General features: G+C 72.7%; 25 protein-coding genes and 1 pseudogene. 7 read left to right on the top strand and 19 right to left on the bottom strand.

Annotated elements, in window-relative coordinates; genetic code table 11:
- Positions 1 to 42 precede the first annotated feature (42 nt).
- From ACQEU6_RS03790 to ACQEU6_RS03780, 3 genes are read right to left on the bottom strand one after another with little or no spacing between them, the layout of a single operon-like run.
- Complete coding sequence (locus tag ACQEU6_RS03790; protein WP_499329185.1) at positions 43 to 951, bottom strand: Cgl0159 family (beta/alpha)8-fold protein; 909 nt, start codon at positions 949 to 951, stop codon at positions 43 to 45.
- Positions 948 to 1,904: a 5-dehydro-2-deoxygluconokinase gene (gene iolC, locus ACQEU6_RS03785; protein ID WP_499329184.1), complete on the bottom strand. Its 957-nt coding sequence runs from the start codon at positions 1,902 to 1,904 to the stop codon at positions 948 to 950. The genes ACQEU6_RS03790 and iolC overlap by 4 nt, the downstream gene beginning before the upstream one ends.
- Positions 1,901 to 2,782 (bottom strand): TIM barrel protein, encoded by an 882-nt coding sequence (locus ACQEU6_RS03780; protein WP_499329183.1) that lies wholly within the window; start codon positions 2,780 to 2,782, stop codon positions 1,901 to 1,903. The genes iolC and ACQEU6_RS03780 overlap by 4 nt, the downstream gene beginning before the upstream one ends.
- 164 nt (positions 2,783 to 2,946) lie before the next feature.
- Here ACQEU6_RS03780 and ACQEU6_RS03775 point away from each other — a divergent pair, with 164 nt between their 5' ends.
- Positions 2,947 to 3,684 (top strand): GntR family transcriptional regulator, encoded by a 738-nt coding sequence (locus ACQEU6_RS03775; RefSeq protein ID WP_499329182.1) that lies wholly within the window; start codon positions 2,947 to 2,949, stop codon positions 3,682 to 3,684.
- A gap of 108 nt (positions 3,685 to 3,792) precedes the next feature.
- On the opposite strand, the gene ACQEU6_RS03770 is transcribed toward ACQEU6_RS03775, so the two are convergent.
- The 3 genes from ACQEU6_RS03770 to ACQEU6_RS03760 form a co-directional block, all read right to left on the bottom strand.
- Entirely contained in the window at positions 3,793 to 4,113 is a 321-nt protein-coding gene (locus ACQEU6_RS03770) for a carboxylesterase family protein (RefSeq protein ID WP_499329181.1), read from the bottom strand.
- A gap of 76 nt (positions 4,114 to 4,189) precedes the next feature.
- Positions 4,190 to 5,152, bottom strand: coding sequence for a TetR/AcrR family transcriptional regulator C-terminal domain-containing protein (locus tag ACQEU6_RS03765; protein ID WP_499329179.1), 963 nt, complete (start codon positions 5,150 to 5,152; stop codon positions 4,190 to 4,192).
- Positions 5,153 to 5,509: 357 nt separating this feature from the next.
- Complete coding sequence (locus tag ACQEU6_RS03760) at positions 5,510 to 5,767, bottom strand: hypothetical protein (RefSeq protein WP_499329178.1); 258 nt, start codon at positions 5,765 to 5,767, stop codon at positions 5,510 to 5,512.
- A 33-nt stretch (positions 5,768 to 5,800) separates the two neighbouring features.
- On the opposite strand from ACQEU6_RS03760, the gene ACQEU6_RS03755 reads away from it, so the two are divergent.
- Positions 5,801 to 6,028: a hypothetical protein gene (locus ACQEU6_RS03755; protein ID WP_499329177.1), complete on the top strand. Its 228-nt coding sequence runs from the start codon at positions 5,801 to 5,803 to the stop codon at positions 6,026 to 6,028.
- 239 nt (positions 6,029 to 6,267) lie between these two features.
- On the opposite strand, the gene ACQEU6_RS03750 is transcribed toward ACQEU6_RS03755, so the two are convergent.
- On the bottom strand, positions 6,268 to 6,996 hold the full coding sequence (locus tag ACQEU6_RS03750; protein ID WP_499329176.1) for a FadR/GntR family transcriptional regulator: 729 nt from the start codon (positions 6,994 to 6,996) through the stop codon (positions 6,268 to 6,270).
- 93 nt (positions 6,997 to 7,089) lie between these two features.
- On the opposite strand from ACQEU6_RS03750, the gene ACQEU6_RS03745 reads away from it, so the two are divergent.
- The gene (locus ACQEU6_RS03745) at positions 7,090 to 7,650 is read left to right on the top strand and encodes an ROK family protein (RefSeq protein ID WP_499329175.1); all 561 of its coding nucleotides are present in this window, start codon (positions 7,090 to 7,092) and stop codon (positions 7,648 to 7,650) included.
- Positions 7,647 to 8,333 carry a putative N-acetylmannosamine-6-phosphate 2-epimerase gene (locus ACQEU6_RS03740; protein WP_499329174.1) on the top strand — a complete coding sequence of 229 codons (687 nt, stop codon included), beginning with the start codon at positions 7,647 to 7,649 and terminating at the stop codon, positions 8,331 to 8,333. Before ACQEU6_RS03745 ends, ACQEU6_RS03740 begins: the two co-directional genes overlap by 4 nt.
- Here ACQEU6_RS03740 and ACQEU6_RS03735 read toward each other — a convergent pair.
- On the bottom strand, positions 8,288 to 8,920 hold the full coding sequence (locus ACQEU6_RS03735) for an alpha/beta hydrolase fold domain-containing protein (RefSeq protein ID WP_499329173.1): 633 nt from the start codon (positions 8,918 to 8,920) through the stop codon (positions 8,288 to 8,290). The two genes, ACQEU6_RS03740 and ACQEU6_RS03735, sit on opposite strands and share 46 nt — an antisense overlap.
- Positions 8,904 to 8,975, bottom strand: a pseudogene (locus ACQEU6_RS03730) (hypothetical protein); the annotation flags it as partial. The pseudogene ACQEU6_RS03730 and the gene ACQEU6_RS03735, both read right to left, overlap by 17 nt.
- A gap of 442 nt (positions 8,976 to 9,417) precedes the next feature.
- Between ACQEU6_RS03730 and ACQEU6_RS03725 the strand changes: the two are divergent.
- The gene (locus tag ACQEU6_RS03725; RefSeq protein WP_499329172.1) at positions 9,418 to 10,113 is read left to right on the top strand and encodes a restriction endonuclease; all 696 of its coding nucleotides are present in this window, start codon (positions 9,418 to 9,420) and stop codon (positions 10,111 to 10,113) included.
- A gap of 68 nt (positions 10,114 to 10,181) precedes the next feature.
- Here the strand turns inward: ACQEU6_RS03725 and ACQEU6_RS03720 are convergent, their stop codons facing one another.
- A complete protein-coding gene (locus ACQEU6_RS03720) occupies positions 10,182 to 11,636 on the bottom strand; it encodes a serine/threonine-protein kinase (protein ID WP_499329171.1) in 1,455 nt (484 codons plus the stop codon).
- A 419-nt stretch (positions 11,637 to 12,055) separates the two neighbouring features.
- On the opposite strand from ACQEU6_RS03720, the gene ACQEU6_RS03715 reads away from it, so the two are divergent.
- Together ACQEU6_RS03715 and ACQEU6_RS03710 are read left to right on the top strand one after the other, a co-directional pair.
- Positions 12,056 to 13,036 (top strand): AraC-like ligand-binding domain-containing protein, encoded by a 981-nt coding sequence (locus ACQEU6_RS03715; RefSeq protein WP_499329170.1) that lies wholly within the window; start codon positions 12,056 to 12,058, stop codon positions 13,034 to 13,036.
- 425 nt (positions 13,037 to 13,461) lie between these two features.
- Positions 13,462 to 13,713, top strand: coding sequence for a hypothetical protein (locus tag ACQEU6_RS03710; RefSeq protein WP_499329169.1), 252 nt, complete (start codon positions 13,462 to 13,464; stop codon positions 13,711 to 13,713).
- Between the two features lie 102 nt (positions 13,714 to 13,815).
- Here the strand turns inward: ACQEU6_RS03710 and ACQEU6_RS03705 are convergent, their stop codons facing one another.
- The 9 genes from ACQEU6_RS03705 to ACQEU6_RS03665 are packed head-to-tail and all read right to left on the bottom strand — an operon-like array spanning position 13,816 to position 22,132.
- Positions 13,816 to 14,382, bottom strand: coding sequence for a TetR/AcrR family transcriptional regulator (locus ACQEU6_RS03705; RefSeq protein WP_499329168.1), 567 nt, complete (start codon positions 14,380 to 14,382; stop codon positions 13,816 to 13,818).
- 37 nt (positions 14,383 to 14,419) lie between these two features.
- The gene (locus tag ACQEU6_RS03700; protein ID WP_499329167.1) at positions 14,420 to 15,178 is read right to left on the bottom strand and encodes an enoyl-CoA hydratase/isomerase family protein; all 759 of its coding nucleotides are present in this window, start codon (positions 15,176 to 15,178) and stop codon (positions 14,420 to 14,422) included.
- A complete protein-coding gene (locus tag ACQEU6_RS03695; RefSeq protein WP_499329166.1) occupies positions 15,175 to 15,492 on the bottom strand; it encodes a VOC family protein in 318 nt (105 codons plus the stop codon). Before ACQEU6_RS03695 ends, ACQEU6_RS03700 begins: the two co-directional genes overlap by 4 nt.
- Entirely contained in the window at positions 15,489 to 16,472 is a 984-nt protein-coding gene (locus ACQEU6_RS03690) for an LLM class flavin-dependent oxidoreductase (RefSeq protein WP_499329164.1), read from the bottom strand. The genes ACQEU6_RS03695 and ACQEU6_RS03690 overlap by 4 nt, the downstream gene beginning before the upstream one ends.
- 8 nt (positions 16,473 to 16,480) lie before the next feature.
- Positions 16,481 to 17,455: an enoyl-CoA hydratase/isomerase family protein gene (locus ACQEU6_RS03685; RefSeq protein WP_499329163.1), complete on the bottom strand. Its 975-nt coding sequence runs from the start codon at positions 17,453 to 17,455 to the stop codon at positions 16,481 to 16,483.
- 39 nt (positions 17,456 to 17,494) lie between these two features.
- Positions 17,495 to 18,481, bottom strand: coding sequence for an LLM class flavin-dependent oxidoreductase (locus tag ACQEU6_RS03680; RefSeq protein ID WP_499329162.1), 987 nt, complete (start codon positions 18,479 to 18,481; stop codon positions 17,495 to 17,497).
- Positions 18,478 to 20,067 carry a class I adenylate-forming enzyme family protein gene (locus ACQEU6_RS03675; protein ID WP_499329161.1) on the bottom strand — a complete coding sequence of 530 codons (1,590 nt, stop codon included), beginning with the start codon at positions 20,065 to 20,067 and terminating at the stop codon, positions 18,478 to 18,480. Before ACQEU6_RS03675 ends, ACQEU6_RS03680 begins: the two co-directional genes overlap by 4 nt.
- Positions 20,064 to 21,053: an LLM class flavin-dependent oxidoreductase gene (locus ACQEU6_RS03670; protein WP_499329160.1), complete on the bottom strand. Its 990-nt coding sequence runs from the start codon at positions 21,051 to 21,053 to the stop codon at positions 20,064 to 20,066. Before ACQEU6_RS03670 ends, ACQEU6_RS03675 begins: the two co-directional genes overlap by 4 nt.
- Complete coding sequence (locus tag ACQEU6_RS03665) at positions 21,050 to 22,132, bottom strand: LLM class flavin-dependent oxidoreductase (protein ID WP_499329159.1); 1,083 nt, start codon at positions 22,130 to 22,132, stop codon at positions 21,050 to 21,052. Before ACQEU6_RS03665 ends, ACQEU6_RS03670 begins: the two co-directional genes overlap by 4 nt.
- Between the last annotated feature and the right edge of the window lie 41 nt (positions 22,133 to 22,173).

Genomic DNA, 22,173 nt, shown 5'->3' with positions numbered 1-22,173 from the left:
AGATGCGCCACGCGCGCTCCGGCGACGGCCCGGCCATCACGTTCACAGCAGTTCCACCGCGGCGTCGACGGCGGCGGCGACGTCGCCGTCCGGCGGATACAGCAGGGACCGGCCCACCACCAGACCCCGCACCGTCGGCAACCGCAACGCCCGACGCCACCCCTCACGCGCCGCACCCTGATCCGCCGCCACCTCACCCCCCAGCAGCAGAGCCGGCAGCGTCGACGCCGCCATCACCCGCTCCATCTCCGCCACCACCGGCACCTTCAACCACGTGAACGCCGACGTCTCCCCGAGCCCCGAAGCGATCGCGATCGCCCGCATCATCGCCTCCGGCGACAGATCATTACGCACCCGCCCCTCCACCCGGCGCGACACGAACGGCTCCACCATCGCCATCAACCCACGCCCCGCCAACGCCGACACCGCCCCCGCACACGCCTCCAACGTCCGCACCGACGCCGGATCGCGATCATCCACCCGCAACAGCATCTTCCCGCCGTCCAACCCCGACGCCGCGATCGCCCCCGCACCATAGGCAGTGAAACGATCATCGATCTCGAACGCCGACCCCGCCAGACCGCCCCGGTTCATCGAACCGATCACCACCTTGCCCTCCAACACCCCCAAAAGCAGCAGATCCTCCACCACATCCGGCGTCCCCAGCACCCCGTCCACACCCGGACGCTCCAACGCCACGCACAACCGATCCAGCAACGCGCCCCGATCGGCCATCGCCGACCCATCACCACCCGCCGCCAGCGCCCCCCGCGCCGGATGATCAGCCGCCACCAGCATCAACCGCCCCGAAGCCCCCAGCAGCGACCCACGCCGCACCCGCCCCCGAGCCGCCTCCGCGATCGCCCCCGGACGCACCGCCCGCACCTCCGACAACCCCGCGATCCGCTCCCCCCGCGACCCCGCGGAGGACGCCGGCATGTCGAGCGTCATGCGACCACCTGCCCGGCCAGCGCCAGCACCTCGTCCGTCGTGGGCATCGCCGCCGAGCACGCCAGCCGGGACGCGACGATCGCGCCGGCGGCGTTGGCGAAGCCCAGGACGCGCGGCAGGTCCCAGCCGGACAGCAGCCCGTGGCAGAGGGCGCCGCCGAACGCGTCGCCCGCGCCGAGCCCGTTGACGACCTCGACCGGCACCGGGGGCGCCTCGGCGGTCCGGCCCTCGGCGTCGACGGCGAGGACTCCGTCCGGTCCGCGCTTGACGACGGCGAGCCGGACACCGAGGTCGAGCAGCGCGCGGGCGGCCCGGAGGGGGTCGTCCTCCCCCACGGCCACCTCGCATTCGGCGACGTTCCCGACCGCGACGGTGGCGTGTTCGAGGGCCTCGCCCGCCCAGCGCCGCGCCTCGTCCCGCGACTCCCAGAACATGGGCCGGTAATCGAGGTCGAGGACGGTGAGAGCGTCCCGGCGGCGGGCGCCGAGTGCCGCCAGCGTCGCCGTCCGGGACGGTTCGGCGCACAGCCCCGTCATCGTGGCCCACAGCACCCCGGCGCCCCCGATCGCGGGCAGGTCCAGCTCGTCGGCGCGGATCTCCAGGTCGGGCGCCTTCGGGAAGCGGTAGAAGTACAGCGGGAAGTCGTCGGGCGGGAACAGCTCGCAGAAGGTCACGGGGGTCGGCAGGCCGGGGACGTCGGCGACGTATCCGTCGTCGACGCCGTACTCGGCGAGCGCCCGGCGGACGAAGCGGCCGAACGGGTCGGCGCCGGTCCGGGTGATCACGGCCGTGCGGCGGCCGTGGCGGGCGGAGGCGACCGCGACGTTGGTGGCGCTGCCGCCGAGGAACCGCGCGAACGTCTCGACCTCGTCCAGCCCGACCCCGGAGGCGAGCGGGTACAGGTCGACGCCGACGCGGCCCATGGTGATGACGTCGAACGGCGGGGCGCTCATGAGCCGATCCCGGCGAGGTACTCGACGCAGGCGCGCACGTCGGCCAGCGGCCCGGCGCCGGGGTCGGGCTCGCGGTCGAGGACGGTGTCCTGCTCCAGGACGTACCAGCCGTCGTATCCGGCGCCTTCGAGGGAGCCGACGATGGCGGCGACGTCGATGTCCCCCGCGCCGAGCGGGCGGTAGAGGCCGGCGCGGACGGCCTCGGTGTAGGGCGTCCGGCCGTGCCGCACGCGCTCGGCGAGCTCGGCGTCGACGTCCTTGAGGTGGACGTGCGCGATCCGCCCGGCGGCGCCCGCCGCCAGCTCGACCGGGTCGGTGCCGCCGATCAGCAGGTGGCCGGTGTCCAGGCACAGCGGCACGTCCGACCCGTCGAGCACCCGCCGCACCTCAGGGGATCGTTCCACCATGGTTCCGACATGCGGGTGGAGCACGGCCCGCACGCCGGTCTCCCCGGCGAGCGAGGCGATCCGGTCGAGGTTGGTGAGCAGCGCGGTCCAGCCGGCGGTGTCGAGCGACGGACGCTCGTCGTAGCCCTCCAGCCCGTGGACGGCGGCCAGCACCAGCGTCGGCTCCGATTTGGAACGTTCCACTCCGAAGCCGGCCAGGATCCGCCGGATCTCGGGCAGCGGGTCGCGGTCCGGGTCGTGCAGCACGACGGGCGCGAAGCCGCCCACCGCGCGCAGCCCGTACCCGGCGAGCAGGTCGGCGCGTTCCCCGGCCCCGGACGGCAGGAACCCGTCCGGCCCGAACTCCGTGGCGGCCAGCCCGAGTTCGCGCATCTCCGCCAGCACCCGCGCTGGGTCCATCTGATGCCCCCAGCCGGGCACCTCGCACACCCCCCACGAGATCGGGGCTCCCGCGACGCGATCGTTGATCATCGGCTCACCGTCTCCCCGGGACGCGCCCGGCTCCGTGTCCGCCATCGGCGTCGCCGAGTCTGCTGAAGACCGGAAGGCATGTCAATAGTTTGTCATGACATTATGAGGTAATGAGCTAGTGGTCGGCGGCGGGATACGATCGCCCCGACGAGAGGAGGCGCCGGGTGTACCGACCGCGCGTGACCGTGGACCGCAGCAGCCCCGTCCCGCTGTACTACCAGCTCGCGCAGCAGCTGGAGGCGGCGATACGGGCGGGCGACCTGTCCCCCGGCACCCGCCTGGAGAACGAGGTCGACCTGGCCGACCGGTGCGGGCTGTCGCGCCCCACCGTCCGGCAGGCGATCCAGCACCTGGTGGACCGGGGGCTCCTGGTGCGCAAGCGCGGCGTCGGCACCCAGGTGGTGCAGTCGGAGATCCGCCGCCCGATCGAGCTGACCAGCCTCCACGACGACCTGGCGGCGGCCGGGCGCGAGCCGCGCACCGAGGTCCTGGAGCTCGGTCCCGTCCCCGCCGAGGACCATGTGGCCAAGGAGCTCGGCGTCCCGCCCGGCGCCGAGGTCGTCCGGATGCGCCGCCTCCGGTTCACCGGCGACGAGCCGCTCGCCCTGCTCACCAACTACCTGCCGCCCGACCTGCTCAGGGTCACCGAGGCCGACCTCGCCGAGCACGGCCTGTACGAGCTGCTCCGCGCGACCGGCGTCAACCTGCGCATCGCGAACCAGACGATCGGCGCCCGCGGCGCGACGGCGGCCGAGGCCCGGCTGCTGGACGAGCGGCGCGGCGTCCCGCTGCTGACCATGACCCGCACCGCCTACGACGACGAGGGCGGCGCGATCGAGTACGGCAGCCACGTCTACCGCGCCGACCGGTACTCCTTCGCCCTCACCCTCGTCGAGCACTAGCCGGACCGGCGACCTCGGTGCAGGCATTTCCGGCACGCGTGATCGTCTGACCGCCGGGTGGGGCGCCCCTCGGCGAGGGACGCCCCGGCTTCCAGCGAGAGGGGAACGTCAGCGGGCGAGGTCCGTCCAGAAGCGCAGATGGTGCTCGGCGGCCAGGTCGACGGGGCGGATGCCGCCGCTGCCGGGCGCGAAGGACTGGACGTGGGGGGTGCGGCCCCCGGTCTCCCTGAACACCGGCCACCGCGGGCCGCCGGCCTTCGCGGGCTCTCCCGTCGCGGCGAAGCTCGTCCAGTAGCCGATCATCTGCCGGGCGAGGGTCTGCTGTTCGGCGTCCAGCTTGGGCGGAATGCCGCCCAGATCGAACAGGTACCACAGCTCGGACGCGTGCTGGGCGCCCATGCTGGTCAAGCTCGGCTGCGAGAACCGCACCCAGGCGGGGCTGGCCGCCCACAGCGCGGGCCTCGTCGGCTGAACGGCCGACGAGGCCCGGCGGGCGACCGCGGCGTCATGACGGCGTGCGGGTACCGGCCTCCACGAGAACGGCGAACCCGTCGAGATGGCGTGCGAGACCGTACTCGAACAGTCCTTCCAGGTCCGACGTCGTCTCCTCGTGTACGGCCGCGAGCAGGGGGAAGCGGCCGCTCCGCATGAGCTCGTCGGTCCGCTCGCGCCGGTCCAGCCGCCATCGCGTGAGCGTCACACCGGTCTCCTGCTCCGCCTCGACCTCGTTCGCCAGGGGCAGCGCGATGGTGATCACCAGCGCGTGCAGCGTGAGCGCCTCCCTGGTCCGCGTCGTCATCGACAGCCCGAGCCCGTCGAGCGCGCGCATCGTCCACTCGGTGTGCTCCAGCATGTGGGGGACGAGCAGCGGGCGGGTCAACGAGATGGCGCTCGGAAGCCAGAGATGCCGCCGGCACAGGTCCCACTGGAGCCGCGCGATCAGTTCGAGCTTGGCGCGCCACCCCTGCGGCCCCGGGCTGGGCAGCTCGGTCGAGCCGAAGGCGGCGTCGGCCATCTGCGCCACCAGTTCGTCCTTGTTCGCCACGTACCGGTACAGCGACATCGGGGCGATGTCGAGTTCGGAGGCGAGCCTCCGCATGGACAGGGCGTGGAGTCCCTCGACGTCGGCGATGGCGATCGCGGCGCCGAGGACGTGTTCCCGGCTCGGCGCCTGCCTGCCGGGACGGGGCCGCGGCCCCGCCGCCGCGCCGGGGTCGGCGGGCCGCCGTTGCACACCGCGCGCCCTGACCACCGAGCCGGCGCCGACCTTCGCCTCGACCAGCCCCTCCTCGCGCAAGGTCGCGATCACTCTGGTCGCGGTCGCGATGGCGACGTCCCACCGCTGGGCGATCTGGCGGATGGAGGGCACCCGGTCGCCGGGCCTCAGCCGGCCGTCCTGGATCTGGGCCCGGATCTCCGCGGCGATCCGCCGGTAGGGCGGATCCGGCCGCGGGGCTGATGACGCCACAGGACACTCCACTCCACTAGTGCACTCACTGCAACACTAGTGCACTTTCTTGATTCGATCTGCTGGATCAGGCCCACATTTCCACATCCTCGGTACAGTGTCCAGGTAGCGAAGATACGGCGTACGCAACGTGCGGCGGGACAGACGTCGGAGACCTGAAGCGGTGTGAGCCCGTGGCCGAGAAGATCCTGCTGGTCTGGGAGGGGTGGTCGGCCTCCACGCTCGGCCGGTCGCCCCTCCCGCCTCCCGGCCCGGGCGGGCGGCGCCTGCTCTGGGTCTGCGGGGGTGAGGGCGATGCTCGTGCGCGGGGGCAGGACCGCCCGGCCGACCGGCGCCACGGCGAGGTGACGTGGACCTTCAGGACTCCAGCCAGGAAAGGGACTGGCGGGTGAAGACGATGCCGCCGGTGTCGCCGATCTCGTAGAGGGCGGCCGTGGTGCCGTCAGGCAGGACGGCCATGGTTGAGTAGCCGGCGGCGCCGGCGACGTAGCGGATGTGGGTGTTGGTGGTCGCCGTCGCCGACGTGCCGCCCGGGGTGGAGCCGGAGTAGCCGACGCCGGGCCGCCGGGGGGCGTAGGCGAAGAAACAGAAGATCTTGCCGGTGGTCCGGTCCACGAGCAGGCTCGGGTCGCCGTACCCCTCGGAGGCGTGGGCGCGCTCGCGATGATCTTCGGGTGGGAGAACGCCGCGCCCCGGTTGCTCACGGCGAGGGCCGGGATGCGGACGGACCCGGCCGCCTTGCCCAAGCCGTCGATCACGGTGGACGTGGTCAGGACGGTCTGGGCGTTCATGCCGGGCGTGCCGGAGCCGAGACCGCACCCGGAGGCGCCCGACAGGGTGTCGCTCCACGTGCCCGAGGAGATCTGGAAGGTGTAGGGGGTGCCGTCGGGGACCGTCCAGTAGAGGTCGTCGCTGCCCGCGCCCGCGGGGACCGTGACCGTCCAGTTGGAGCGTCCGGGCCAGGTGACGGTGAACGTGGTGGGGCCGGACGTCCGGTTGACGACCGTTTCCCGGATGCGGCTGGACGTGCAGTCCTGCGTGACGGCGGCGGCTTGGTCGGCGGCGTGCGAGGGGGCGGCGGGGCGCGGGGGCGAGGACGCGTCACCCCCCGCCGATCAGTCCGCGCGCACCTGCTCCAGGCGTTCCCGGATGCCGCGGAAGTGCGCGGCCATCGCGGCGGCGGCGGCCTGGCGGTCGCCGGCGCGCAGCGCCTCGTAGATGTCGCGGTGCCGCTGGGCGACGTCGGACGCCTCCTGCCGCACGGGCGCGAGATCGTGCTGGAGCGTGCGGTAGACGTCCCAGAACGCGCCGAGCAACTGGTTCACGATGGGGTTGGCGAGCGGGCGGTAGAGCAGCTCGTGGAACATCCGGTCGGTCTCCGGCGTGACCTGCCCGGCGGCCGCCTCGGCGTCCATCCGGCCCATGACCTCGTCCAGCTCGGCGTTTCCGGCGGCCAGGCCGCGGTCGATCACCTGCTCCACCAGGCCGCGTTCGAGCACCTCGCGGACGTCGACCAGGTGCGCCAGATCGTCGCGGCCCTGCCGCTTGGAGATGCGGGCGTGGAAGGTCAGCTCGTCGACGAGCGCGTCGAGCGACATGCGCCCGACGTACATCCCGAAGCCGTGCCTGATCTCCACGATCCCGACGGCCTGGAGCGCCTTCAGCGCCTCGCGCAGCGAGTTGCGGCTGACATCGAGCTCCTCGACCAGGTCGAACTCGGTGGGCATCGGGTCGCCGACCGCCAGCCCGCGCTCCAGGATCAGCTGCTTGATCCGCTGCTGAACCTCCTCGGTCCGGCTGCTCCGGCCGCGCGTCGCACGTCCCCGCGTCCGCGCTGCGGTCATCGGCCCACGCTCCCCATCCGCTCGATTCGTCCGCGGCCCGGCACTTGACCTCGCCGGTACCGGGGCCTACCGTACACCGACGAACGACGTTGGATGTCCTACCTCCCCTACGACCTGCGCCGACTACCCTGCAACCGTCCGCGCCAGGCCTGCGGCGAGGCGAACGCGGGGGCCGCCGCGGGCCGCCACCGGGTCCTGCACGTCTCGGTGGGGACGGGCGTCGGCGGCGCGCTGACCGTCGCCGGCGCCCTCGAACACGGCGCGCACGGCGCCGCCGGCGAGATCGCGCACCTGCTCGTCCCGGAACGGGGGCCGGTCCCGTGCGGCTGCGGCAGGCGCGACCACCTGGAGGCCGTCGCGTCCGGCCCGGCCATCGCCGCCACCGGCGACGCGCCTCGCGCGGGCGCGCTGCTCGGCCGCGCGCTCGCCGGGCTGCTCGCCGTCCTGGACCCCGACGCCGTCGTGATCGGCGGCGGCGTCGCGCAGATCGGGCCCCCGTTCCTGGACGCCGTCTCCGCCGCGTTCCGCGCGGAGGCGCTGCCGCCGCTGCGCGCGACGCCGATCGTCCCCGCCCGCCTCGGCACCGACGCCCCGCTGGCGGGCGCGGCGCTGCTCGCGATGACCGCCACCGCACCCCGAGGGAGCCGCCCATGACCCCCGAGACGTTCGCCGCCGCCGTCACCGGCCGGCTGGTCGTGTCCTGCCAGGCAGCGCAGGGCCACCCGCTGCGCGACACCGCCGCCCTGACCCGGATGGCGCGGGCCGCCGCGGCGGGCGGCGCCGCCGCGATCCGCTGCGGCGGGGTCGGCGGCGTGCCCGACGTGGCCGCCGTCGCCGCCGCGGTGGACGTCCCGGTCATCGGCCTGACCAAGGACGGGGCCTCCGGCGTCTTCATCACCCCCACGGTCGAGGCGGCCCGCGCGGTCGCCGCCGCGGGAGCCCACGTCGTGGCCGCCGACGCCGCGTTCCGCCCGCGCCCCGACGGCCGCGCCCTCTCCGCGTCCGTCGAGGCCGTGCACGAGGCGGGCGCGCTGTTCATGGCGGACGTGTCCACCCTCGACGAGGGCGTCGCCGCGGCCGGGGCCGACGCCGTCGCCACGACGCTGTCCGGCTACACCCGCCCCGGCCCGCCCCCGGACGGCCCCGACCTCGCGCTCGTCCGCGCGCTGCGCGAGGCGCTGCCGGACGCCCTGATCGTCGCCGAGGGCCGGTACCACGTGCCGGAGCCGGCGGCCGCGGCGCTCGGCGCGGGCGCGAGCTGCGTCGTCGTCGGCACCGCGATCAGCGACCCTCAGTGGATCACGTCCAGGTTCGCCGCGGCGCTCGCGCCGTCCTGACCGCCGGCGAGGACGGCCCGCAGGTCGGCGCCCGCCCGGCGGACGGCCCGGTCCGCGGCCGCGGAGACGCCGCCGAGGCCGAAGAAGCCGTGGTTGAGCGTCGGCCATCGGCGGTGGACCACCGGGACCCCGGCGGCGCGCAGCGCGGCGGCGTAGGCGTCGCCCTCGTCGCGCAGCACGTCGAAGCCCGCCGTGTGGACCACCGCCGGCGCGACGCCCCCGAGGTCGGGGGCGCGCAGCGGCGACGCCTGCCAGCCCTCCCCCGCGGCGGGCGGGTCGTACAGCTCGCTGAACCAGCGCATGCCGGCGAGTGTGAGCCCGTACCCTTCGGCGCGCTCGGCGCGCGAAGGGTAACGCGCGTTCACGTCCGGGTCGGCGTACCCGCCGGCGACGTCGGTGACCGGCACGATGAGCAGCTGGGCGGCCAGCGGCACGCCGCGGTCGCGGCAGGCGATGGCGGCGGACGCCGCGAGCTGCCCGCCCGCGCTGTCGCCCGCGACGGCCGTCCGCGGGCGCCGTCGCGGCCACGTGCACGGCAGCCGCCACGCAGTCGTCGAACGCGGCCGGGCAGGGGCGCTCGGGAGCAAGCCGGTACTCGACGCCGACCACGGTGGAGCCGCTCTCCACGGCGAGCCGGCGCATGTGCTGCCGGTGCGTCCGCAGGTCCCCGGCGATCCAGCCGCACGGCCGGCTCGACGACCAGGCCGGGAACGGCCCCGGATGCGGTCTCCAGCACGACGTCGCGCTCGGCGGCCGGCACCGGCGGATCCGCGAGCAGCGCCCACGCCCGCGCGTTGACCGCCAGCGAGTGCCGCCGGGCCCCGCCGACCGTGGCATCGGCAGCCGTCGCGTCCCGGCTCCGCTGCAGAAGCCACGCCGCGATCTCCGGATCGAACCCGCCCTCAGACGACATCGCCCACCCCGTCTCAGGACATAGGACATCCTACATCCGAAGGATATCTCGGCCTGTCAGCTGGTCGACAAAGTGCTTACTCTCCCGAATTCCTGGCGGATCCTGTCGGTCCGGCGTGTTTCGATCCTGACCACGGTCCCGTCGTCATCGGCGGGCGGACAGGAGGAGCACATGGCGCGCGGCCGGGCCGAGGAGTACGGGAACACGCGGCCCTGGTGGCTGCCCGGCTGGTTCGCGCTCCCCAGAAGCCCCCGCAGCGCCCAGGGGTGGGCCTTATGGGCGGTTCTGTCGCTGGCCCTTGTCTGGTTCCTGGTGTTCCTGTGGCGCCTGTCGATCGCCTACTGGTACCTGTCGCTGCCGGCCCTCGCAGTGATCGCGTTCGGCGCCGAACGCTACTGGCGAACGCTGTGGGCCGCCGAACAGGTGCGCCAGGAACGGATCCGGTCCTACAGCCTGACGTTCGAGCAGATGCGCGACATGCACTGGCGGGACTTCGAGATCGCCGTCGTGCGCCTGATGCTCCGCGACGGGATCGCGGCGGAGCACAACGGCAGGGCCGGCGACTTCTCCGGCGACGTCATCGGCTACGACGCCGCCCTCGGCGAACGCTGGATGGTCCAGGTCAAGCACTACAACCCGAAGAACAAGGTCAAGTCCGACGACGTCCAGAAGGTCGCGGGAGCCGCCTGGCACATCTACCAGGCCCGGCTGAAACTCGTCGTCACCACCAGCGGCTACACCCGCGACGCCCGCGCCTTCTCCACCAAGGCCGGAATCCACCTCATCGACAAGCCCGCCCTGATCCGCTGGGCCACCGACGGCATCCACCTTTACGACGTCCTCGGCATCACCCCAAGGCCCCGCTGACCGTGCTGTCCTCCAGGAGAAGGCCGCCCGCGACGCGTTCGAGAGCCCCGGCGGCATCCGCCGCAGGGTCAGGCGTTGCCTCCCCAGCGGGGGCCGGCGTAGCGGGCGAGGGTCATCTCGATCTCCTCGCGTGAGCCCTTGAGCCGGTACACGGGCACGACCATGATCCAGCCGGTCTTCCTGTCCAGGTAGCACAACGGCGTCCGCGGCCCCCGGGGCGCCGGCAGCGGTGTTCCCGGAAACGGGAAAACACAGACCGCCCACCCGGCCGACTCCGCTCGGCGCACCACGACCCGACCGATCTCGTGCCATCCGTAATGGATGCGGCGGCCGTTGTCATGGAGTTCCAGTCCATCGGCGCCGACCTGGAGGGCGCACGGCCGCCAGAGGGCGTTCAGTTGCGGGAGGATCCATTTCGCCGGGACGCGCACGAGCCAGAAGGCCAGCACGGCCAGGACGGCTGTGATCAGCGCGAGGAACGCGCCGGCCGAGTCCGCGGACCCGGCCACGATGCTCAGCGTCATGACGCCGAGGGCGATTCCCACGAGAAGACGGAGAATGTGCCCGACAAGCCCGAGGACCACGGGCGCGATGCTGGCCTCGAACCGCACGGAATCGTGGCCGCCGGGCCGCGTGGGCGGCCGGCTCTCAAAGGTGCCCGGCACGTCGTTGCTCGGCGCGGATGCGGTGGTGGGAATAGCGGCGGATGCGGTGGTGGGGATGGTGACGTGATATTGCGTCAACATGTCCTGCACGGGATTCGGAAGCCACGGGCCGTTGCCACCGGCAGAGGACAGCACTCCCACCAGATCCGCCGGGCTCGGCCGTGCGGCGGGGTCCTTCGAAAGGCAGTCCGCGACGATGCCTCGCAAGGGAGCGGGCAGTGCGTCCAGGTTCGGCGGCTTGTGCACCACCCGGTAGGTCAGCGCCTCCACCGGCCCCTCCCCGAACGGCCGGACTCCCAGGGAGTAGGCGAGCACGGCGCCGAGGGAGAAGACGTCGCACGCCGGGGTGAGCGATCCTTCGGAGATCAACTCTGGCGCCATGAAACCAGGGGTTCCGGCGAGGGAGGTGACGCCGGAGGCGTCGACCGCCCGCGCGATGCCGAAATCGATGACGCGCGGCCCGTCTGCGGCGAGCAGGACGTTCGACGGTTTGAGGTCGCGGTGGACGACGCCGGCCCCGTGAACGGCCTCCAGCGCCTCCGCCAGTCCGGCGCCCAGCGCGAGCGCCGAAGCCGCCGGGAACGGCCCGTGCTCGGCGACCGCGGCGGCGAGCGAGGGCCCGGGCACGTACGCCGTGACCAGCCACGGGATCTCCGCGTCGGGATCCGCGTCGACAACGGGGGCGGTGTGGAAGCCGCCCACCTGGCGTGCGGCCTCCACCTCGCGTTTGAAACGCCGCCGGAACTCCGCGTCGGAGGCGAACCCGGGGTGGACCAGTTTCACGGCGACCGCCCGGCCGCCGGGAGACGAGCCGAGGAACACCTGCCCCATCCCGCCCGCGCCCAGTCGGGCCGACAACGGGTACCGGCCGATGGTACGGGGGTCCCCGGGCCGTAGAGCGTCCACCGCAGTCCTCATCTTCCGTTGTCTTTCACCCGTACCCGATCGCGGGACGTCTCCCGATTGAAGCGAACGGGCACGGTTTCTGCCAGTGGGTGCTTCGCGAAGCAGGCCGGGCCTTTCGGGGAGAGCGGGCCGCCCACTCGTGATCTCTCCAGATTGCCCCGCCCCCGCCCCCCGCGTCTTTGACCATGCCTCCGCGTTCTCTTGACACCATCTCCGCGGGTCGGAGCGAGAGCCGCCGCCTCAGGACGAGAGGCGCAGGCGGCCTCGGCGTGAAGGGGCCTCGGAATCCTGGGAATCGTCCTGGCCCTGACGCTGTAGCGTGGATTCTCCAAGTGACCTCGTGGCCGTAACGAATGGACCTGGGGAAGCCAGTGATCGAAACGGTGTACAGGACCGAGGACTTCCCCCCGGCGGAGAGATTCGAGCAGTGGCGGGAATGGATGGGGCGCACGCACGTTCCCGTGGATCTGACCAGCGAACACGCCGCCGGCTTCCGCGCCCGCCAGCGCACCCTGCTGCTCGGCGCGGTGACCGTGTGGCCGTCGACCGTCCAGCCGCTGCTGTCGCGGCGAACGGCGAAGCTCGTCAGATGCTCCGACCCCGAGACGTACAACCTCACGCTCGTCCTCAAGGGGACGGCGAGCGCCAGCTGGGACGATCGGGAGGCCGGATACCGGCCCTATGACCTGCACGCCCAGAGCTCCTCCCAACCCTGCACGGTCCAGGTCGGGCGGAGTGACCAGGACGTCGAGTGTGTGGGCGTGGAGATTCCCAGGGACCTGCTGGCGCTGCCGCGCGGAAGCGCCGACCGCGCGATCGGCCGTCCGCTGTCGGGGCGGGAGGGCGTCGGAGCGCTGCTGGCGGGATTCCTCACCCGTCTCAGCGCCGACACCGCCGCCTACCGGACCACCGACGGCCCCCGGCTCGGCGCCGTCGTGGCCGACCTCGCCTCGGCCCTGCTCGCCCACGTCCTCGACGCCGATCGCGACCTCTCCCCCGAGGCGCACCGACGGACGCTGACGTTGCGCGTCCGCTCCTTCATCAACCGGAACCTGCACAACCCGGACCTGAGCCCATCGATGGTCGCGGTCGCGCACCACATCTCCACCAGCCACCTGTACCGCCTCTTCGAGGACGAGAACGTCGCCGTCGCGGGCCTGATCCGCCGTGAACGCCTGGAACGCGCCCGCCGGGACCTGGCCGACCCGGCCCAGCAAGGGGTGCCCGTCCACGAGATCGCCACGCGCTGGGGTTTCACCCACCATGCGGCCTTCACCCGGGCCTTCCGCGCCGCCTACGGCATCTCGCCCACCGACTGTCGGCAGGCGGCACGCCGATCCTCGTCGGGCTGAAGCGGCTTCCGAGCAGGCCGTCGTCCGCGCCCGCGACGCGGGCCTCGGCACCGACTCCGGCCCGGAACCCGGCGCGAAATGACGGTCCCGCCGCCCGCGCGCATGGAGCCGTTGCCCACGGCGCATGGGCAGGGCGCGGGACCGGTTGAGCCGTCCGCCTCATGCGCCGGGGACACCGGGCGCCGCAGAGTCGACCTCGTCGAAACCCACCGCCCTGGCGGTGACCGATCAAAGGTGACGGACAAGACGGAACGAAGCGAAAGCCTCCGTCCATCCGTCACCGCAAGCGGACGGAAGGCAGACATGTCAACGATGAAGCGCCTCGCGCGTCGAGCTCTGACGGGCACCGCGGCACTCGCGATGGGCGCCGCCGCCATGACATCGATCAGCGCGGCCCCCGCCCACGCGGCGAAGGACGTCTACGGATGCCCCTCGGGGTACGTGTGCGTCTACCCGGGCGCCGGTGGGGGACCCCGACCCTGAAGTACACCAAGTACAAGACCTACAACCTCCGCAACCAGTACGGGGTCCACCGCGTCCTCAACAACCAGACCGGCGGAGCGATGCTGGTCTTCTGCAAGGGCTGCAACGGCACGAAGTGCACCTACACACTGCCGGCCAACCAGTACACCGACACCAGCCTCACCCCGATCAACTCGCTCATTCTCAAGCCCTAGGACTGGGCGCGCCGACGGCGCGGGGCGAGGCGGTCCGGCGGGGCAGGACCGATGTCATGTCCCGCCGGGCTCGGGTCCGGAGCTCGCGGCCGCCGTCCTGGATCAGAGCTCTGCCGGACGCGTTCCGCGGGTCATCTCAGGGATGATCTGGGCGCGGATCTCGTCCGCGGTCGGCGGGGCGCCGTGCAGGAGGTGGTGCTGGAGGATCAGAGCCGGGCCGGTGGCGGCGCGGGCGTCCAGGTCGGGGCGCGGGCCGGTGAGGCGCCGGAGGCTCTCCAGGGTCGCCTGCCGGAGGGGCTGGAGTTTGGCCTCGCGGACGGCGGCGGCGACCTCGGAGGCCGGGTCGGTCAGGAGGACGGCCAGGACCGGGCCGTGGCGGCGCAGCTCTTCCGCGAGGGCCGAGAGGGCGGCGAGCAGGTCGGCAGCCGGGTCGCCGGTGGGGTCGAGCGCCGGGGACGGGGCGGCGGCGCGGAGCGCCTCGACGACGAGGGCGTACTTGGTCGGCCAGCGGCGGTAGAGGTGGCCCAGGCCGACGCCGGCGGCGCGGCCGACGTCGGCGACGCGGAGGCGTTCGTAGCCGTGGGCGTCCAGCTGGGCGAGCGTCTCCCGCAGGACCGCCTCCTCGGCGGCGGGGTCGCGGGGCCTCTCCCGTCTCCGTTCGGCGCTCATCGCGGCCCAGAATATCGGCAACGCTCGTTTCCGTACGTCAACGGCCCGTGAACACCGGTTCCTCCCGTGCGAGGAAGGCGGCCACGGCGGCGACGTGGTCGCGGGTCGCGGCAAGGGCGTTCTGTTCGAGGGCCTCGGCTTCGAGGGCCGCGGCGAGCGGGCGGGCCAGGAGGCGCTTGGACGCGGCGAACGCCCGGGTGGGGCCCGACGCCAGGCGCTCGGCCAGCCTGGTCGCCTGGGGCACCACGTCGCCGGGTTCGACGACGTCCCCGGCGAAGCCCCAGGCCGCGGCCTGCTCTGGGAGGAACGGTTCCGCCAGGTGGATGAGGGAGGCGGCCCGGGCCGAGCCGACGGAACGGGCGAGCGTCGAGGAGAGCCCGGAGTCGCAGGTGAGGCCCACCTTGTGGAACGCCGTCGAGAGCGTCGCCTTCGCCGACCAGACCTGGAGGTCGCAGGCCAGAGCGAAGCCCAGGCCCGCGCCCACGCAGGTGCCGTTGACGGCCGCGACCACCGGCTTGGGCATCGTGGCGAGGAGCAGAGTGATCGGGTTGTAGTGCCGTTCCACGGTGCCCACCGCGGCCTCCGGATGAGCGTGCAACTCCCGGAGGTCCTGGCCGACGGTGAACGTGGAGCCGGCGCCGGTGAGGACCACGGCCCGGACGGCGTCGTCGCCGGCGACCTTCCGCAGGGCGGCGAGGAGGTCGGTCTTGAGGGCGCGGTCCAGGGCGTTGCCGTGGTCGGGGCGGTCGAGGCGGACGACCGCCACGGCGCCGGTGAGGCGCAGGTCGACGTTCACAGGCGCTCATAGAGGACGACGGGGTTGCCGGCCGGGTCGGCGACGACCGCGCGGCGCTCGTGGGAGCCCTGCACGACCTCCGTGGCGGGGTGGGACCTCAGGCAGGCGTCCAGGTCGTCGACCTGCACGGACAGGACGGTCCGGCCGGCGACGGGCTGCTGCGACTCGCCGGCCAGGCCGACCGTGGTGGCCCCGTCCGTGACGGCGGCGTAGCGGTCGCCGTCACGGAACCTGGTGGTCAGGCCGAGCGACTCGTAGAACCCCAGCTGGGCGTCCAGGTCACCGGAGGGGACGATGATGTGTCCGATCTTCATGGGCGGAACCTCGGCATGACGTCGCGGGCGAACCTCTCGACGATCTCGATGGACCGTTCGATGGGCAGGCCGAGCCACTGCGCCCGGAAGACGAAGTGGTTGAAACCGGCCTGCGCGAAGTCCTCGATCTTGGCGGCGACGTCGTCGGGCGAACCGAAGAACAGCGCCTTGTGCTTGATGGCCTCCCACTGCGTGTCGAAGTAGTCCATGCCGTACTGGACGTACTCGCCGTAGGAGGCGCGGACGGCGGTCCCGGCGATCTCGAACGCCTCGTCGAACGAGTCGGCCACGCACAGGTCGCGGTGGATCGGGAAGACGGCGCCCTCGTCGGCGAAGCCCGCGGCCCTGCGTTCGGCCCGGTAGTCGCCGAGGTTGCCGACGGCCCAGTTGCGGCGGACGTTCGACGGCGCGATCCAGGGGTGGCCCTGCCCGGCGATGCGCTTGATGCCGATCGGCCCGTTCGCGCCCACCCAGACGGGAGGGCCGGGCCTCTGGGCGGGCAGGACGCTGCAGCGCACGCCGTCCAGCTCGAAGTGCCCGCCCCGGTGCGTGACCTTCTCACCGGTCCAGAGCCTGCGCATGACGTCGAGCGACTCGTTCATCCGCGAGACGCGGGTCCGGCGCTCGATGCCGAACGCGTTGAACTCGTCCTCGCGGTATCCCGACCCGATGCCCAGCACGAACCGGCCGCCGGACATCTGGTCGATGGTCGCGATCTCCTCGGCCCAGTGCACGGGGTGCCCCATCGGGAGGATGAGGATGCCGGTCCCGATCCGCATGTCGCCGGAGTGGTCGATGAGCCGGGAGAGGAGGGGCAGCGGCTGGGGCGTGCTCAGCGACGACAGGTAGTGGTGGATGCCGAAGACCGAGTCGTAGCCGAGGTCCCGGACGTGCTGCGTGTACTCGACGAGCTCGCCCGTGCGCCGGTTGAGGTCGTCGCCGGGCGCGTACTGGTGGTCGAGGAGGATCCCGAACTTCACGGCGGCTCCTACTCCTCCTCGGCCGAACGGGTCTCGCTGAGGCGGAAGTAGGGCGCCACCAGCATGTCGCGCTCCTCCAGGGCCTTGGCGACGCCCTTCTCGCGGCGCGCCTTGAGGAAGTTCCAGTCGCCTTCCCCGAACGCGACGTTGGTGGCCCAGCCGTGCCCGACCCAGCCGGTCATCGCGCCGAGGCCCTTGCCGCGGGCCTCCATGACGATCTGCATCATCGACTTGCCCATCATCAGCGAGTCCAGCGGCATGACCGCGATCGCGTCGGCGTAGTCGGCGACCCACCGCTCCAGCTCGCCGGGCTCGACGACCTTGGTGACCAGGCCCTTGCGCTCCCCCTCCTCGGCGCCGATGGCGCGCATGGTGAGCATGACGTCCTTCATGGTCGTCAGGCCGACCTTCTCGATCCAGTGGTACATGTCCTGGGGGCCGGGGCCGAGGTAGCGGAACGCCGGGTGGGTGAACCTGGCGTTCGGGGTCGCGATGACGATGTCGGCCGACAGCGCGATCTGGAAGTGGCCGCCGTAGCAGTACCCCTGCACCTGGCAGATGGTCGCCTTGAGGGACTCGATGATCGGGCGGGTGAAGCCCGAGCTGAGCACGTTGCGGTCGGGCAGGATGCGCTGGCGCTGGGCGGGACGGCGGCGGGACGCCTTGTCGGTGCCCGACTTGTAGCCGATGTAGTGGCCGAGCTCGGAGGCGTCGGCGCCGGTCCCGAAGTGGTCGCCCTCGCCCTTGAAGACGATGACCTTCACCCGGTCGTCGGTCTCGGCCTCGCGGACCAGGTCGCCGACGCGCTCGAACGCGGCGACGGGGATGGCGTTGAGCCGGTCCGGACGGTTGAACGTGATGGTGGCGACCGAGCGCTTCTCGTCCACGTCGTACTTGACGTACGACGCGATCACGTCGGGGTCCACCTCCATGTTCGCCACGTCCCACTGCTGCTCCAGGAGCTCTGCCTCGGTCTTCTTCATGGTTCTCCTCGACTGTCGTCGTTGGTGGTCTCGGGCGCGTCAGCGGAACGCGGGGAAGACCTCGGCGGCGAAGAGCCGCAGCGAGGCCCGCACCTTCTCGGCCGGCATGCCGAGCCAGCCCGGACGGAAGATCAGGTGGTCGAACCCCATGTCCCGCAGCGCGGAGATCCGTTCGATCAGGAACTCCGGGGAGCCCAGCAGCAGCGTGTTGCGCACGAGGTCGTCGAACCGGTCGCGCTGCCACCGCAGGGCGGGGTACTCGGCGTAGGTCGAGTACTCGACCCGGGCGTGCGGCAGGGCGATGTCCGCGGCCGCGCCGTCGGTCGGCGCGCAGTACAGCTCCACGCCGATCGGCCGCTCGACCGACGCGGGGTCCCTGCCGAACTCGGCGAGCGCGTCGTTGTAGACGGCCAGGTGCTCGGGCAGGTACCTGCGGCTCGGCGAGTTCCCGGGCGCGTACCAGGCGTCGCCCAGGCGCGCGGCCCGGCGCACCGCCTTCTTGCCGCCGGCGCCCACCCAGATCGGCGGGCCGCCGGGCGTCAGCGGGCGGACGCCGATGGACGCGTCGGCGAGCGGGTAGAACTCGCCGTCGTGGTTCACGGTCCCGCCGGTCCACAGCTCGCGGATGAGCCGGATGCTCTCGTCGAACCGCCGGAACCGGGTCTGCGGGTCGATGCCGAAGGCGGCGAACTCGTTGTCGCGGTACCCGGCGCCGACGCCCAGCACGACCCGCCCTCCCGACAGGTGGTCGAGGGTGGCGAACTCCTCCGCCACGTGGACGGGGTGGAACAGCGGCAGCAGCAGGATCCCGGTGCCGATCGTCATGTCGCCCGACCGCGGGATGAGGCTCGCCATCATCGAGACGGGCTGCGGCGTCGCCAGGTTCGACTGGAAGTGGTTGATCGTCCACACCGAGTCGTAGCCCAGCTCGGCGGCGAGTTCCACGGTCCCGAACAGGTCGTCCAGGTGGCGGCCGAGGTCGTCCTCGTGCGGGTACTGGTGCGACGCCATGATGCCGAACTTCACGGGTGCGAGCCCTTCTCCTCGGGGTCGGGTACCGACACGCGGCTGACCTTGCCGGCCGCGCTGCGTTCGAGTTCGGGGACGAACTCGACGCGGCGCGGGGTCTTGAAGTGGGCCAGCCGCTCGCGGGCGAACGCGACGAGGTCGCGGGCGAGGTCGTCGTCGCCGACCCCGGGGGCGGCGTCCCGGACCACGAGCGCCACCGGGATCTCGCCCAGGCGGTCGTCGGGCCGGCCGTGGACGCGGATGTCGCGGACGAGGGCGTGCCCGCGCAGGACGTCCTCGATCTCCTCGGGCCACACCTGGAAGCCGCCGCATTTGATCATGTCGCGCTTGCGGCCGGACAGCCACAGCACGCCGTCCTCGTCGACGTGCCCCATGTCGCCGGTGTGCACCCAGCCGTCGCGGACCAGCGCGGCGGACGCCTCGGCGTCGTCGACGTAGCCCTTCGTCAGCTCGGACCGGACGACGATCTCGCCCTCGGCGCCGGCCGGCAGCGCGGCGCCGTCGTCGTCGCGGACCTCCAGCTCGACTCCGGGGTAGATCCGCCCGGCCGAGCCGGGCTTCCACAGCCCGGCCTTCATGTCCTTGCCGTTCCAGCCGGCGATGTGGCCGGACTCGGTGGAGCCGTAGCTGACCAGGATCGGGACGTTGTAGCGCTGCTCGAAGGCGCGGCGCACGGCCCAGGAGATCGCCTGACCGGCGACGAGAACGTGCTTCACGCCGTCGAACGGCAGGTCGCGGTCGGTGTGCACGATGTCGTAGACCATCGTGGGCAGGAAGAAGAAGTTGTCGAAGGCGAACCGCTCCATGAGGCCGGCGAGGCGGTCCACCCCGAACCGCTCCCAGACGACCGCGCCGCGGCCGACGAAGTAGGCGAACAGCAGGGAGTGCTGGCCGCCGGAGTGGAACAGCGGCAGCGCGATCAGGTTCGGCCTGGCGTCCGGCGCCGCCGTCCCCTGCTCCCGGGTGCCGGTCGACACCCGGGCGAGCCGCCGCAGCGAGCCGAGCGTCCCGCCGTGCGTGACGCTCACCGCCTTGGGGCGGCCGGTGGTGCCGCCGGTGAACAGGATGCACGACTCGCCGTCCTCGGGGACGTCCACCGCGGCGACGCGGACCTCGTCGCCCCAGGGCAGCGGCAGGACGCCGTCCACCGGCCCCCCGATGTCCCCCCCGGCCGGCCCCACCGCGCGGACCGTCGCCTTCCCGAAGTCGGCGCGGCCGAGGGCGGCGGCGCGGCCGGCGTCCACCAGCAGGAGCTTCGGGTCGGTCTTCGCGACCGACTCCGCCAGCTCCGCGGCGTTGTAGAGGCTGCTGATCGTGACCGGGACGGCGCCGGCCTTCCACGCGCCGAAGAGGAAGAACACGATCTCCGGCCCGTTGGCCAGGTAGAACGCGACCCGGTCGCCGGGGCCGACGCCCTCCGCCTCGAGCGCCCTGGCGACGCCGCCGGCGATGAGGTCGATCCGGTCGAACGTCCAGGACCGCCCGTCCTCGCCGTGCAGGCCCGTGCTCTGGCCGCGGTCGCGGGCGCGGGCCTCGAGGATCCCCGCGAGGTTCGCGGGCCCGGCGGGGTTCGCGCCGGTCATCGCGATCCCTCCGCCAGCCGGGGGATGACCTCTGCTCCGAATCGCCGGATCTGCTCCATCGTGTCCTCCTGACCGCCCCCGACGAACTGCAGCCGCAGGGACACCTCGGTGATGCCCAGGCGGCTCTCCCAGCGGCGCAGCTTGGCGACGATGTCGTCCGCGGTCCCGACCAGGCAGTCCTCCGCCATGTAGCGGTCGATGTCGAGGGACTGGGCGTCCTCCCACGACCGGTAGCCCGCGTACTGCCGTTCCAGGTGCGGCCGGACGCCCGCCGCGGCCGCCGCTCGCGTGTCGGCGAGGTAGGCCTCGCGCGCCATCGGGTACTCGCGCTCGCGCGGGAGGCCCTGCTCGGCCAGCTCGGCGCGGTAGACGTCCAGCATCGCGGCGAGCTGCTCGTCGTTCCCCTTCGGACCGATGAGCCAGGGCGCGTCCAGGCGGGCCGCGCGCCGCACGGCCGGCTCGGCGAACGCGCCGATCCAGATCGGCGGGCCGCCCGGCTGGACGGGCCGCAGCGGCAGCGCCGCCCCCGGCGCCTCGCCCCAGGTGCCCGCGACGTCGATCGTCTCGCCCGCCCACAGGGACCGCAGAAGGGGCACGTACTCGCGCAGGCGCCTCAGCCGGTCGTTCCAGGCGACGCCGAACGCCGCGTTCTCGCGCTTGCGGTACCCGGCGCCGAGGCCGACCGTCAGCCGGCCGCGGGACATGACGTCGAGGGACGCCAGGTCCTCGGCGAGCGCCACGGGGTTCAGCAGCGGCGCGAGCAGGACCCCGAACCCGATGCGGATGCGCTCGGTGGAGGCGGCCAGGTACCCGGCGAGCGGGATCGGCTGGACGAACGCCGACTTCGCCAGGTAGTGGTGCCCGAGGTAGACGGCGTGGAAGCCGGCCTCCTCGGCCGCGGCGGCCTGGCGCAGGACGCCGTCGAGCCCCTCGACCGCGGACGCCGCCGGGTCGAACTGGGCGCTCAGGAAGGCGCTGATCTTCACCCGCCGACCGCCTCTGCGCCGGCCGCGACCGGCTCCTGGGCGCGGAAGTGCGGGATGACCTTCTCGGCGAACTCCTCCATCGACCGCAGCGCGGCACCGCGGTCCAGCGACGGGATGCGCAGCCAGCCGATGTAGTGGCTGATGCCGAGCTGGTCGCGCAGCATCTCGATGGTCTCGACGACCTGGCCGGACGTGCCGAAGTTGCCGCCGTGGGTGAGCGTCTGCTCCAGGGTGAGCAGCTCGATGTTCTTGGCGACGGCCTCGTAGTACGACCGCTCCTTCTCCATGGCCTGCTCGGAGCCCGGGATGACCTTGCCCACCGACCGGTAGTAGTTCAGCGCGGCGCGGGCGGCGTCCCGGAGGCCCTCCTCCGAGTCGCCGCACCAGACCTGCTGCATGAACGGCAGGTCGTAGGAGGCGATGTCGAAGCCGTTCTCCTCCATCGCCGTCCGGTACAGGCCGAAGTTCTTCTGCATGATCCCGAGCGGCGTGAAGTTGGGCGAGGTGATGATCGGCTCGCCGATCGCGCCGCGCTCGCGGAAGCTGTCCGGGGACACCGTGCCCTGAAGGATCGGCGGGCCGCCCGGCGTGAAGGGCCGCGGGTAGGTGGTGATGTCGTCGTAGTGGAGCACCTCACCGTGGTAGCTGAAGTTCTCCTGGGTCAGCGCGAGCCGGAGGACGTCGAGGGTCTCCTTGTACCGGACCTTTGACTCCTCCAGCGGGATGCCGAAGCCGGCGAACTCGGCCGGCTGGTACCCGCGGCCCACGCCGATCACCACCCGGCCGCCGGAGAGCACGTCCAGCGCCGCGATGTCCTCGGCCAGCCGCAGCGGGTCGTGCAGCGGGAGGACCAGCACCGCGGTGCCGATGGTGATCGACGTGGTGCGCTCGGCGACGGCCATGGCGAAGTTGATCGGGCTGCCGAGGATCCCGTACTTGGAGAAGTGGTGCTCGGCGAGCCAGACCGAGTCGAAGCCGAGCCGGTCGGCGAGCTCGATCTCCTCCAGGGTCTGGCGCAGCACCTGGTGGTCCGACACCCCGTCGTTCACGGGGAACAGGTTCATGATCCCGAACTTCACTGTCACTCCTATATTCCGACCAGTCGGTATGTTATCTGTCG

Origin of the sequence: Spirillospora sp. CA-108201 (assembly GCF_050936235.1) — a bacterium.
Taxonomy (GTDB): Bacteria; Actinomycetota; Actinomycetes; order Streptosporangiales; family Streptosporangiaceae; genus Spirillospora.
This window is presented reverse-complemented; position numbering and strand designations above follow the sequence as displayed.